General features: G+C 61.3%; 11 protein-coding genes. 4 read left to right on the forward strand and 7 right to left on the reverse strand.

Features of this window, described 5'->3' with window-relative positions:
* Nucleotides 1–39 precede the first annotated feature (39 nt).
* From K5K89_RS05795 to K5K89_RS05815, 5 genes are all read right to left on the reverse strand, one after another.
* Nucleotides 40–522, reverse strand: a complete 483-nt coding sequence (locus tag K5K89_RS05795; protein ID WP_222541006.1) for a GNAT family N-acetyltransferase — start codon at nt 520–522, stop codon at nt 40–42.
* On the reverse strand, nt 519–1,421 hold the full coding sequence (locus tag K5K89_RS05800) for a chemotaxis protein CheV (protein WP_071491200.1): 903 nt from the start codon (nt 1,419–1,421) through the stop codon (nt 519–521). The genes K5K89_RS05795 and K5K89_RS05800 overlap by 4 nt, the downstream gene beginning before the upstream one ends.
* Before the next feature lie 86 nt (nt 1,422–1,507).
* Nucleotides 1,508–2,482 carry a 2-hydroxyacid dehydrogenase gene (locus tag K5K89_RS05805; protein WP_071491201.1) on the reverse strand — a complete coding sequence of 325 codons (975 nt, stop codon included), beginning with the start codon at nt 2,480–2,482 and terminating at the stop codon, nt 1,508–1,510.
* Nucleotides 2,483–2,697: 215 nt separating this feature from the next.
* The gene (locus K5K89_RS05810; protein WP_058422937.1) at nt 2,698–3,666 is read right to left on the reverse strand and encodes a LysR family transcriptional regulator; all 969 of its coding nucleotides are present in this window, start codon (nt 3,664–3,666) and stop codon (nt 2,698–2,700) included.
* A 97-nt stretch (nt 3,667–3,763) separates the two neighbouring features.
* Nucleotides 3,764–5,707, reverse strand: coding sequence for a hypothetical protein (locus tag K5K89_RS05815; protein WP_222541007.1), 1,944 nt, complete (start codon nt 5,705–5,707; stop codon nt 3,764–3,766).
* 488 nt (nt 5,708–6,195) lie between these two features.
* Here K5K89_RS05815 and K5K89_RS05820 point away from each other — a divergent pair, with 488 nt between their 5' ends.
* Genes K5K89_RS05820 through K5K89_RS05835 form a run of 4 tightly spaced genes read left to right on the forward strand, consistent with a single transcriptional unit; the run spans nt 6,196 to nt 10,959 of the window.
* Nucleotides 6,196–7,707 carry an efflux transporter outer membrane subunit gene (locus K5K89_RS05820; RefSeq protein ID WP_222541008.1) on the forward strand — a complete coding sequence of 504 codons (1,512 nt, stop codon included), beginning with the start codon at nt 6,196–6,198 and terminating at the stop codon, nt 7,705–7,707.
* A 10-nt stretch (nt 7,708–7,717) separates the two neighbouring features.
* Nucleotides 7,718–9,895 carry an FUSC family protein gene (locus K5K89_RS05825; RefSeq protein WP_222541009.1) on the forward strand — a complete coding sequence of 726 codons (2,178 nt, stop codon included), beginning with the start codon at nt 7,718–7,720 and terminating at the stop codon, nt 9,893–9,895.
* On the forward strand, nt 9,885–10,085 hold the full coding sequence (locus tag K5K89_RS05830; RefSeq protein ID WP_071488550.1) for a DUF1656 domain-containing protein: 201 nt from the start codon (nt 9,885–9,887) through the stop codon (nt 10,083–10,085). The genes K5K89_RS05825 and K5K89_RS05830 overlap by 11 nt, the downstream gene beginning before the upstream one ends.
* Before the next feature lie 10 nt (nt 10,086–10,095).
* The gene (locus K5K89_RS05835; protein ID WP_071488551.1) at nt 10,096–10,959 is read left to right on the forward strand and encodes an HlyD family secretion protein; all 864 of its coding nucleotides are present in this window, start codon (nt 10,096–10,098) and stop codon (nt 10,957–10,959) included.
* 6 nt (nt 10,960–10,965) lie between these two features.
* Here K5K89_RS05835 and K5K89_RS05840 read toward each other — a convergent pair whose 3' ends face one another.
* Entirely contained in the window at nt 10,966–11,424 is a 459-nt protein-coding gene (locus K5K89_RS05840; RefSeq protein WP_222541010.1) for a hypothetical protein, read from the reverse strand.
* A complete protein-coding gene (locus K5K89_RS05845; RefSeq protein ID WP_222541011.1) occupies nt 11,414–12,340 on the reverse strand; it encodes an NAD synthetase in 927 nt (308 codons plus the stop codon). The genes K5K89_RS05840 and K5K89_RS05845 overlap by 11 nt, the downstream gene beginning before the upstream one ends.
* Nucleotides 12,341–12,429 lie beyond the last annotated feature (89 nt).

Genomic DNA, 12,429 nt, shown 5'->3' on the forward strand with positions numbered 1-12,429 from the left:
GTTTTGTCTCTGTGGAAGCAAGTTGCACGCCAGTGCCTGTCAGTCCTCTGTCACTACATCGCGTAGGACAAATCTCATGCCTGCGCTCTCATACAACTGCCGAGCGCGCAGGTTGCTTTCCAATACCTTGAGGTCCACATAGGGCTCGCCGCGCTGCTTGAACACCTGGAAGCTGTGCAGCAACAAGGCGCGGCCCAGCCCCTGGCCCTGGGCGCAAGGGTGAACGGAGAGGTTCTTGATGAACGCGCTGGTCCAGCATTGCGCGACGGCGAGAATACCGTCGTGGTTGCTCGCCACCAGGCACAGCGTGGGGTCGAACTCGGCGTCGGTGGTGAATTGGTGTTGCCAGGTTTCCAGGTGGGGGACGCGGCCGCCGCCCTGGTCCTGGGTCATGCGCAACACCGCATGAATCGCTGGTGCAAGCTCGTCACGATAATGATCCAACTGTGTATCCGCGGGCCACAGCGGGGCAGGCAGGCTGCCGGTGAGGTCGCGGCGCAGCAGTTGGAAGTATTCGCTCACAGGCCTTTTTGCGCCACGGTTTGAGCGGCCACTACCAGGCACTTGGTCAACTCGGGCGAAGAGAACTTGGTGAGCACCGCATCGGCGCCGGCCAGCCGGGCTTTTTCGCTGTTCATCGCGCTGTCCAGGGAGGTGTGCAGCAAGATATAGAGGTGCTGGAAGTCCGGGGTTTCGCGCAGGGTGCGGGTGAGGGCGTAGCCGTCCATTTCCGACATCTCGATGTCCGACACCACCACATTGATCTGCTCGGCTGTGCCTTGCAGCTCCAGCAGCACATCGATGGCTTCCTTGGCGCTGCGTGCGGTATGGCAAGTGAGGCCGAGGTTGCGCAGGGTGTGTACCGATTGCTGCAGCGCGACCTGGCTGTCGTCCACCACCAGGATGCGCGCATTGCCCAGCACTTCGGCCTCTTCCATGGTCAAGTCGGTGGGCGCCGCTTCGATTGGCGCCGGTGCGATGCCATGGATGACTTTTTCGATATCCAGCACCTGCACCAGGCCGCCTTCCACCTGGGTCACCCCGGTGATAAACGCACGGTTACCGCCGGAGCCGTAGGGCGGCGGACGGATGTCGGTGGTCAGGCAATGCACGATCTTGCTCACCGCCTGCACATGCAACCCCTGTTTGGAGCGGCTCACGTCGGTGACGATCAGGCAGCCACCGTCCGGGTCTGCCAGGGGCATTTCGCCGAGGGCGCGGCTCAGGTCGATCACCGCCAGCGAGTTGCCGCGCAGAGTGGCGATGCCTTTCACATGCGGGTGGGACTCCGGCAGCTTGGTCAGCGGCGGGCACGGGATGATTTCGCTGACTTTCAGCAGGTTGATCGCCATCAGCTTGCCGCTGCGCAAGGTAAAGAGCAGAAGCGAGAGTGAGTCTGCGCGGGCTTTGGTGGTGGGCATAAAAACCTTCTGTGGATCAGGGATGACGATCTATGGAAGGTTATCGACTTGAGCGGCCCATGCTTTAGGGGCATGGGCCGCTAAAATCATTCCTTCCACACCTGCGGGTTCACCAGGTCCTGCGGACGCTGGCCCAGCAGGGCGCTGCGCAGGTTGTCCAGAGCACGGTTGGCCATGGCTTCGCGGGTTTCATGGGTGGCCGAGCCGATGTGCGGCAGCGTCACGGCATTGCTCAGTTGGAACAGCGGCGATTCGGCCAGTGGCTCTTGCTCATACACATCCAGGCCGGCGCCACGGATACGCTGGCTTTGCAGGGCTTCGATCAGCGCCGGTTCGTCTACCACCGGGCCGCGGGAAATATTGATCAGGATCGCGCTGGACTTCATCAGCCCCAACTCGCGGGTGCTGATCAGGTGCCGGGTCTTGTCGCTCAACGGCACCACCAGGCACACGAAATCCGCCTCGGCCAGCAGCGCGTCCAGGCTGCGCAACTGTGCGCCCAACTCCTGCTCCAGCACCGGCTTGCGGCTGTTGCCGCTGTACAGGATCGGCATGTTGAAGCCCAGGCGTCCACGCCGGGCCACGGCCGCGCCGATATTGCCCATGCCGACGATGCCCAGGGTCTTGCCGTGCACATCGCAACCGAACAACGGCGCACCGACACTGGCTTTCCACTGGCCGGCCTTGGTCCAGGCGTCCAGCTCGGCCACCCGGCGAGCGCTGCTCATCAGCAGGGCGAAGGCCAGGTCGGCGGTGCTTTCGGTGAGTACATCCGGGGTGTTGGTGAGCATGATTCCGCGCTCGTTGAAGTACGCCACGTCGTAGTTGTCGTAACCCACCGACACGCTGGACACCACTTCCAGCTTGCTTGCGCCTTGCAACTGCTCGCGCCCCAGCTTGCGGCCCACACCGATCAGGCCGTGGGCGTGGGGCAGGGCTTCATTGAATTGAGCGTTGATGTCACCCAGCTTGGGGTTGGGCGCGATCACCTCGAAATCCTGTTGCAGGCGTTCGATCATTGCCGGGGTGACGCGGCTGAAGGCGAGGACAGTCTTTTTCATTGCAGGCGGGCTCATCGACTACGGGAGAATGCCAAGCACGCTAACATTCCTGCCGACAGTTGTCAGGACGTCACTGTATCCATGTGAGCACCGGACCAAGTGTGGGAGGGGGCTTGCCCCCGATGGCAGTGGACCGGTCAACACATCTGGTGACTGACGCACCGCTATCGGGAGCAAGCTCCCTCCCACATCTGATCTGTATCACCTGGGAGAGATCAGTTCGCCAGGCGCGCACCGCTGAGGCTGCCACTCAATTCATACGCCACCAGTTCCGCCTGGTGCGCCGCCAGAATCTCCGGCAGCGAGCCGCGCAGGTATTCCACCCAGGTCTTGATTTTCGCATCCAGGTATTGGCGCGAGGGATAGATGGCGTACAGGTTCAATTCCTGGGAACGGTAGTTGGGCATGACCCGCACCAGGGTGCCGTTGCGCAGGCCCTCGATGGCCGCGTACACCGGCAACAGACCAATGCCCATGCCGCTGGTGATCGCGGTTTTCATCGCGTCGGCCGAGTTCACCAGGAACGGCGAGGTATTGATTGCCACGCTTTCCTGGCCTTCGGGGCCGTTGAAGGTCCACTTGTCGAGCTGGATCACCGGGCTGACCAGGCGCAGGCAGGCATGGTTGAGCAGGTCATTGGGGCGATGGGCGCAGCCCTTGGCCTTGACGTAATCCGGCGAGGCACAGGCGATGCTGTAGGTGATACCCAGGCGCTGGGACACGAAGCCCGAGTCCGGCAGTTCGCTGGCCAGCACGATGGACACGTCATAGCCTTCGTCGAGCAGGTCCGGCACACGGTTGGCCAGGGTCAGGTCGAAGGTCACGTCCGGATGGGTGCGGCGATAGCGAGCGATGGCGTCGATGACGAAATGCTGGCCGATGCCGGTCATGGTGTGCACTTTCAATTGCCCGGCGGGGCGCGCATGGGCGTCACTGGCCTCGGCTTCGGCTTCTTCGACATAGGCCAGGATCTGTTCGCAGCGCAACAGGTAACGTTTACCCGCCTCGGTCAGTGCAATGCGCCGAGTGGTGCGGTTCAACAAGCGGGTTTGCAGATGGGCCTCAAGGTTGGAGACCGCGCGCGACACATTGGCAGTGGTGGTATCCAGTTGCACGGCGGCGGCGGTGAAGCTGCCGGCTTCGGCCACGCAACTGAAGGCGCGCATGTTTTGCAAAGTGTCCATGGAGTGTTCTCAAGGGAGATGCCAAATTGTGACATGAAGTTGCGCGCAGGTGTGTATCCGCTGGGCGCTGTCCCCTCCCGACATGGGTGGCGAAGAGTCAGGACAACGTCCAGGCCTCACTGACTTTCGCCCTATAGTGCGGCATGTATTCCTGTAGCAAGTGATTGAATGCCGCCTGTGCGCGGGCGCGGTTTTCACCGGTAGGCACGTCGAGGGCGGCGTGGGCGCGCTGTATCAGGGTTTCGGCGGCCCGGGCGAGTACCGGGCTGATGCGTTTGAGTGCGTCAATCTCCGCGGTCAGCGACGTACCGTGGGCCTGCCGGCCCAGGGTGTCGAGCAATGCATGAAAGTCATCGGCGTGCCGCTCTACGTAATCGTCCCAGCCCGGCTGCTCATCGGGGTTTTCCAGGTAGCGGAGGGCGATTGGCAGCAGATGATCCAGTGAGTCGCTGCCTAACCGGTCTTTGTGCAAGGTTTGCCGGGTGCGCAACGACTGCGCCTCGATGCCGCTGAACTGTTCAACCTGTTGCGGCAGTACCAGATTGCGGTCTTTGTCCTCCGTATGACGGGTATAGAGCACCACCGGTTGGCCGTGCTTTATCTTTACCAGCACTTGGGTGGACCACGGTCTGGCGGGATCAGGCAGCGATTCGCTGATCGAGCGGACCAGGTGTCCCCAGCCGAATGTCTGCTCGCCAATGGTATCAAGTGCTTGGTCCAGCATTTCCTTGACGACTTGCCGGGATTCTGAAGGGGCAATATCGATTGTCAGATAATCACCGCTCAGGTGCGGGTCATCGAGCTTGCGTTGGCTGACTTCAATAGTCACGCCTTTGCCCGCCCCGCCCTGTGACGAGGCCGCTACCCCGGCAGAGAAACTCTGTATCTGGGCGATGGCGGTCAGCTTGTAGACTTTCAGCGCATCGGGGCGCAGCTGAGCAGGGTGACGCTGGATCAGCGTGTACATTTCATTCTCCAGCGGCCTATCGATGCGCGACTGTGCCTTGAGCAGCACATAGCGCTCCAGCAATGATTGGGCCTGTTTGTTGCTGGCGTGGCGGGTGGCGTTCAGCTCGGACGCTGGCACGGGTGTGCAGACCTGCCGGGTGAATTGTTTGCTGGTGGCGTCTATGTGGTTTTTCATGTCGGCCAACAGTGCCAGGGGGTCGTCGTTGTAGTGCTTGTGCGAGGCCAGGCGACGATGCGCCAACTCCGGCGCTGTTTCATACAGGCTCAGGATATCCAGGGTGATGTGTCGGTGAGTGCGTTGCAGGGTTGGCTTTATCGTGGTTTTCACCTGCAGAGCACTGAAGACATTCACCGTCGACTTGTTATGGGCCGTCAACGCGAAGCCGCGTTCGGTGATCACCGGTTGGGACGTGTTTCTCACGCTGGGCAGCTCAACATCGGTCAGGCCTGCGTCGGCCAATGCCGCCCTGACATAGGGTTGGCTCAGCGCTGAGTAGGCCAAGTGTTTCTGCAGGTTGTAGCTATCACGCAACAAGCTGGGCAGGTTCTTCACAGTGCGACGGATACTCTCGCTTAGCGAGGTGCGAACGGAATGGCTGCGCGCATCGGCGTACTGTTCCAGGTTTTCGTATTCGCGAGCCGAAACATAGCCGATACCGAGTTGGCTGTGGGTCTGGAACTGCTTCTCGATCGATGACTTCAACTGTGCCTGCAGGCTGATGGTGCGCGTGCTTCTGATGCGCTGGTCGGCGCAGACCTTCAGGCGGGAGTCGGCTGCCAGCTGCGGCCCGGCACGCGTCTGTTGCGTTGGTTCCAATGCAACGTTGTAGCCGATATGACGGTGGTTGCTGCGTTCGCCGCCATTGCGGACATAGGCGAGTGCCGGTAATAACTTTTGCGTCAGGCGCAGATGTTTGCCAGCACTGACGGCTGCCCGGAACTGCCATTTGAGGGCACGACACAGTGCATAGTCGGCCTCGATGTCCGGGTCCCTGGAGGTGCGGTGCCGGCGAAGCAGGTGTTCGGCCTTTTTGAAAAACGCGTAAAAGTCCGGTAATGCCTCTACCGACACCTCAAGGCTCGGCTCTCGGCTGGACAGCTTGTGGTGAAGCGCCTCTATTGACGCTCGATCGCGATGATAGTCTGCGAGCGGGACCAGCTTTTCCAGGACTCTGTCCGCAATCCAGCACACATCACGCTCCAGGGGGCGCATACCGGGTTGCAGTGGTGCTGGCGAGAGGTGTAGCTGCCTGCGCAGAACGTCAGCGGTCTGTTGTGCAGGGGCGGATATGGCTGCTTCGAAAGGGCGTGCGTTGAGGACTGAAAACATTCGGGCACTCCAGAGGGTGGAATGCTCGTTAGTGTGCTTGCTGGCAGCGCACCGCGCTGTAGGGAGAATGTCCCTGTGCCGGGATAAATAGCCCTACATCCTTGGCGCTAGCTCGGATTATCGCCTGAACGGTAACAAAGATTCACAGGAATGCCAGCTTATCGTCCGCCAAGCCGCCGCCTAGAATTGCGCCACCTCTCCCCGCAACACCCTCTCAGGAATTCACAGCAGTGCCGCGTCGCATCAGCAGAGAGCTCAAGACTCTCAGTGTTTGGGCTTTATCGTTCGCAATCAGCGGCTGCATCGGAACCGGAGGAGTAGCCCCTCAAGGCCAGTCCCTCAACGCCAATAACCTGGCTACCGACGACGCCATCCAGAGCGCCGCGCAAGACGCCCACTGGCCCACCGCACACTGGTGGCAAGCCTACGGCGATCCCCAACTGAACCGCTGGGTCGCCCTCGCTACCGAAAACAGCCCAAGCATGGCCATGGCCGCTGCACGGGTGCGTGAAGCACGGGCGATGGCCGGGGTTGCCGAGTCGGCCGAGTCGTTGCAGATCAATAGCGACACGACCCTCAAGCGTCACAATTGGCCGAAGGATCAGTTCTATGGTCCCGGTGAGCTGAGCGGTGCCAACACCTGGGACAACAATGCGTCCCTGGGCCTGAGCTACGCCCTCGACCTGTGGGGCCGTGAAAGCAATGCCAGCGAACGTGCCGTCGACTTGGCCCACATGAGCGCCGCCGAGGCGCGCCAGGCTCAGCTCGAATTGCAGAACAACGTGGTGCGCGCCTATATCCAGCTGTCGTTGCAGTACGCCAACCGCGATATCGTCGCGGCCACGCTGGCACAACAGCAGCAGATTCTCGACCTGGCCAACAAACGCCTGGACGCGGGGATCGGCACCCACTTCGACGTCAGCCAGGCCGAAACCCCGCTTCCTGAAACCCATCGTCAACTGGATGCCCTGGACGAAGACATCGCCCTGAGCCGCAACCAGCTGGCGGCTCTGGCAGGCAAAGGTCCAGGGGCGGGTGCGCAACTGCAGCGCCCGAGCCTGTCCCTCGCCGCACCCTTGAAGTTGCCATCGAGCCTGCCGGCGCAGTTGCTCGGCCAGCGTCCGGATGTGGTCGCCAGTCGTTGGCAGGTCGCGGCCCAGGCCCGTGGCATGGACGTGGCCCACGCCGGTTTTTATCCCAACGTGGACCTGGTCGGCAGCCTCGGCTACATGGCCACCGGTGGCGGCATGCTGGAGTTCCTGGCGGGCAAGAAATTCAACTACAACGTCGGTCCGGCGATCACCTTGCCAATCTTCGACGGCGGGCGCCTGCGTGCGCAATTGGGTGAAGCCAGCGCCGGTTATGACATCGCGGTCGCCAAGTACAACCAGACGCTGGTCAACGCGCTCAAAGGCATCAGCGACCAGTTGATCCGTCGCGAGTCCATGGACAAACAAGCGTCCTTCGCCGCGCAGTCGGTGGCCTCGGCGCAGAAAACCTACGACATCGCGATGATCGCCTACCAGCGCGGCCTCACCGACTACCTCAATGTGCTGAATGCGCAGACGTTGCTGTTCCGCCAGCAACAGGTGCAGCAACAGGTGCAGGCCGCCCGCCTGAGTGCCCACGCCGAACTGGTCACCGCCCTGGGCGGCGGCCTCGGTGCTGGCAGCGACGTACCGCAAGACGCCAAGACCCTCCCGAGCAAGACCCCGACGGCACTGGCCGTGTTCGATCACTGAGTAGGATTTGATGACTCCCTTGCCTGCACCGCTGCGCTGGCTGCACGCCCTTGAGTGGCGCCGTGGTTTTTTCGACTGGGTACGCAGCGACGGCGTGACCTGGGTGTATATCTTCAAGGTGCTGGCCGCCGCGTTCCTCACACTGTGGTTGGCCATGCGCCTGGAGTTGCCGCAACCGCGCACGGCGATGATCACCGTGTTTATCGTGATGCAACCGCAAAGCGGCCAGGTCTTCGCCAAGAGCTTCTATCGCTTCCTCGGCACTCTGGCGGGGTCGGCGGTGATGGTGCTGCTGATCGCCTTGTTTGCGCAGAACACCGAGTTGTTCCTTGGTGCCTTGGCGATCTGGGTGGGCATGTGCACCGCTGGTGCCACGCGCAATCGTAACTTTCGCGCCTATGGTTTCGTGCTGGCCGGCTACACGGCGGCGATGGTCGGCCTGCCTGCGCTGGCGCATCCGGACGGTGCTTTCATGGCAGCGGTGTGGCGGGTGCTGGAAATCTCCCTGGGGATTCTGTGCGCCACGCTGGTCAGCGCCGCGATCCTGCCGCAAACCTCCAGTGCCGCCATGCGCAATGCCTTGTACCAGCGCTTTGGGGTGTTCGCGCTGTTCGTCACCGATGGCCTGCGCGGGCGCAGCCAGCGTGAAGGGTTCGAGGCCAGCAACGTGCGCTTCATCGCCGAAGCCGTGGGCCTGGAAGGGCTGCGCAGTGTCACGGTGTTTGAAGACCCGCACATGCGCCGGCGCAATGGTCGGCTCAGTCGCCTCAACAGCGAGTTCATGAGCCTTACCACGCGCTTCAATGCCTTGCACCAGTTGCTCGAGCGCCTGCGCAGCGATGCCGCCGACCATGTTGTCGCGGCCATCAAACCCGGCCTGCAAGACCTGGCCGAAGTGCTCGATGGTTTTTCTGGCCGTGCGCTCACCAGCCCCGACGCGTCGCGCCTGGTCAATCAACTGAGCGCCTACAAGGACGGCTTGCCCGCCAAGGTCCGTAGCCTGCGCACCGCCTTCCAGAAAGGCGACCCCGCCGAAGCCGAACAATTGGATTTCCACACCGCCTACGAGCTGCTCTACCGCTTCGTCGACGACCTGCACAACTACGCGCAAACCCACGCGTCCCTGGCCGATCACAGCCATGCGCGCGAGCAGTGGGACGAAACCTTTATCCCGAAAACCAACTGGTTGGCTTGCGCCGCCTCGGGGATTCGCGCGTCGTTTATCTTGGTTGTGCTCGGCAGTTACTGGGTCGCCACCGCCTGGCCCAGCGGTGCGACCATGACCCTGATCGCCGCCGCCACCGTGGGCCTGTCCGCCGCCACGCCGAACCCGAAGCGCATGGCGTTCCAGATGGCCTGCGGCACGTTGCTCGGTGCGGTGGTGGGCTTTGTCGAAATGTTCTTCGTGTTCCCCTGGATCGACGGTTTCCCGCTGCTGTGCGTGATGCTTGCGCCGGTGATCATCTTCGGCGCGTTTCTCGCTTCACGTCCGCAATACGCGGGTGTCGGGGTAGGCCTGTTGATCTTCTTCAGCACCGGTTCGGTGCCGGATAACCTCACGGTCTACAACCCCTACACCTTTATCAACGACTACATCGCCATGGTCATCGGCATGCTGGTGTGCGCGGCGGCGGGGGCGATCATCCTGCCGCCCAACAGCCGCTGGTTGTGGCGCCGCCTGGAGCAGGACCTGCGCGAACAGGTGGTGTATGCGATCAGCGGCAAGCTCAAGGGCCTGGCCTCGAGTTTTGAAAGCCGCACCCGCGACCTGCTGCACCAGGCCTACGGCCTCGCCGTCGGCCAGCCGCAAGTGCAGCGCGACCTGCTGCGCTGGATGTTCGTGGTGCTGGAAGTCGGTCACGCGATCATTGAGCTGCGCAAGGAACAGGCGATTCTGCCGGTGCACCCGGCATACGCCGAGTCCCAGCCGTGGCGCCAGGCGATCCGCGTGATGGGCCGCTCGCTGGTGCGGCTGTTCCTGCAACCCAGCGCGAGCAACCTGGAGCGCGGCCTCATCGCCGTCGACCATGCAATCAGCCGCGTACAGGCTACCGACGAACCCTTCGCCCCGCACTTCGACACGTCGGCCCTGCGCCGGGTGAAAAGCTACCTGCACTTTATCCGCACTTCATTGCTCGACCCGCAATCGCCACTCGCTGCCTTTAAAGGAACTGCGCATGCCCCGTGAAATCGCCTTCCACGGCATCTATATGCCGACCATGACCCTGATGTTCCTGATCGCGGCGGGGCTGGCCTGGGGTGTGGATCGCTTCCTGGCCGGGTTCGACCTGTACCGTTTTTTCTGGCACCCGGCGTTGCTGCGCCTGAGCCTGTTCGTCTGCCTGTTCGGCGCCCTGGCGCTGAGCGTCTACCGTTGAGAATGCCCCGATGAAAAAGTTTTTCAGCCTGCTCGCGACCTTGCTGGTACTGGCCTTGGCCATCTGGATTGGCCGCACGTTGTGGGTGCATTACATGGAAACCCCGTGGACCCGCGACGGCCGTGTGCGCGCCGACATCATCAACGTGGCGGCCGACGTCACCGGCGAAGTGGTCGACGTGCCGGTGCGTGACAACCAACTGGTGAAAAAGGGCGATCTGTTGATGCAGATCGATCCCGAGCACTACCGCATTGCGGTCAAGCAGGCGCAATCGCTGGTCGCGTCGCGCAAAGCCACTTGGGAAATGCGCAAGGTCAACGCTCATCGCCGGGCGGACCTGGATGCGCTGGTGATTTCGAAAGAAAACCGTGACGACGCCAGCAACATCGCCGACTCCGCCTTGGCCGATTACCAGCATGCGTTGGCGCAACTGGAAGCCGCCGAACTCAACCTGAAACGCACCCGGGTGCTGGCGGCGGTGGACGGCTATGTCACCAACCTCAACGTGCACCGAGGCGACTACGCACGCATCGGCGAAGCCAAGATGGCGGTGGTGGATATGAATTCGTTCTGGGTCTACGGCTTCTTCGAAGAAACCAAACTGCCCCATGTGAAGGTCGGTGACAAAGCCGATATGCAGTTGATGAGCGGTGAGACCCTCAAGGGCCACGTAGAAAGTATCTCCCGCGGCATCTACGACCGCGACAACCCCGAGAGCCGCGAGCTGATTGCCGATGTGAACCCGACCTTCAACTGGGTGCGCCTGGCCCAGCGGGTGCCGGTGCGGATTCATATCGATGAAGTGCCGCAGGGGGTGTTGTTGGCGGCGGGGATTACGTGCACGGTGATTGTGCGGGAGTTGTCGGGAGGTTGAGGTCGGCTATTGGCGGCGTGCGTTGGCCCGCACTTCGCGACGGCGTTTCACTCTCAAGATGCTGGTAAAACGGCGATGTTTTTTTGAGTTGAGAACCAAGATGTAAAGCAGAGCCGAGAATAGCGGCAATAGGTTGAGCAATGTCACAGCGTGGCTGCCCAGATAGGCGATCGAGAGCAAGATATTCGCGATGATCACAGTTACAAGTACTCGAAATGCATGACGGGATCCTTCCCACAACATCGCTTGGCCCACGTAGAAGATCAAGCAGAGTGCTACGCCGGTTCCGAAAGAATACTCGGTCGATAGGTGATAGAGCGCTGCGTAGTACGAGAGGCTATGCGCCATGTTGCCGGCAATCGTATTCAAGCAAAGCAGTAAGGCGCCACCCCATACCGGTAAAAAACGGTACGCATAACGTCGCCAAATTAAATACTCCCGGAAGGGGTCGACGCTATATTTCATGGCTGTCGAACTCCTCGTAGAGTGCAACGATCACGTGATTGACGTTTCCGGATAGAGTGCTGCCCGCGACAGCCAAAGTGGCGCCGATTTGGTCTTGGATCTGAGTCATGATGCTTAGGCGTATCTGGGAATTGCTGAAGCGTCTGGGCAACTGCCCAGACAACTGTTTCAGGCGAACCATTGCACTGGGGTGACGAGGGTTTTTCAGGCGTAATACTTCGGTGGTTAGCTTTGCGCGTTCCTGACGACTCATATGCCTCAAGACATCAGTGACTTCGCGCCCCGTCGAATGTTTGATCGCCATAATCGTTTTTACCGTGGCAAACGTAGTGCTTCCCGCACCGACGAGTGAGATTCCGTCTAGAGCGACGGTCATTGTCTGGTACCAACCTAACGAGTCGTAGTAGTCGTTCTCGGCGGGGTTGACGAACTCATTGTAGGTCCGCCATAGACTGTTGAGGCATTGCACGCCGCTTGCAGCCGTGCCGGCCAAAGCAACGTAGGACAAAGCAAGACTGGTACCTGCGCTGAACGGTGCCGCCGCGATTCCTGCCTTCGCAATTATGATGCCTATTACAGCCCCGCCGCAGGAACTCACGACTCCCGATGCTTCTTTCCACACCTGCGACTCACGCGGCGAACTTGCCGCCAGCTGCGCATATTCTTCTGCCGCCCTGATCGGCCCCGCCATTTCCCGCAACATCACGCGCTTGGGCCTGATACTGCACAGCGGCACAAACTCACGCAGTACCGTCACCTGATAATCACTGCCGATATACACCACTGCGGCCCCGACGATGGCCGGGTCGGCGTCTATGGTTCGATAGAGCTTGGGCAGGTCCAGCAGACTGGTCAGCCGCTGGCGAGTAGTGGTATGCGCTTGCGGCACACCGCTTTGCAGAAAATCCCTGGGCATCCTTTCACCTGTGAGTCGACAGAGGTGAAGGAGGCTGGGGAATGTTGACTTGTAATGATGTCAGGCCGTTCGCTGTTTTTTGTAGGACG

Source organism: Pseudomonas sp. DR208 (assembly GCF_019823005.1).
Classification (GTDB): Bacteria; Pseudomonadota; Gammaproteobacteria; order Pseudomonadales; family Pseudomonadaceae; genus Aquipseudomonas; species Aquipseudomonas extremorientalis.

Bases quoted from the DNA above. Each gene is read 5' to 3' on its own strand.
- K5K89_RS05805 (WP_071491201.1), bottom strand. From the start codon at position 2,482: ATGAAAAAGACTGTCCTCGCCTTCAGCCGCGTCACCCCGGCAATGATC.
- K5K89_RS05800 (WP_071491200.1), bottom strand. From the start codon at position 1,421: ATGCCCACCACCAAAGCCCGCGCAGACTCACTCTCGCTTCTGCTCTTT.
- K5K89_RS05825 (WP_222541009.1), top strand. From the start codon at position 7,718: ATGACTCCCTTGCCTGCACCGCTGCGCTGGCTGCACGCCCTTGAGTGG.
- K5K89_RS05830 (WP_071488550.1), top strand. From the start codon at position 9,885: ATGCCCCGTGAAATCGCCTTCCACGGCATCTATATGCCGACCATGACC.
- K5K89_RS05835 (WP_071488551.1), top strand. From the start codon at position 10,096: ATGAAAAAGTTTTTCAGCCTGCTCGCGACCTTGCTGGTACTGGCCTTG.
- K5K89_RS05840 (WP_222541010.1), bottom strand. From the start codon at position 11,424: ATGAAATATAGCGTCGACCCCTTCCGGGAGTATTTAATTTGGCGACGT.
- K5K89_RS05845 (WP_222541011.1), bottom strand. From the start codon at position 12,340: ATGCCCAGGGATTTTCTGCAAAGCGGTGTGCCGCAAGCGCATACCACT.
- K5K89_RS05810 (WP_058422937.1), bottom strand. From the start codon at position 3,666: ATGGACACTTTGCAAAACATGCGCGCCTTCAGTTGCGTGGCCGAAGCC.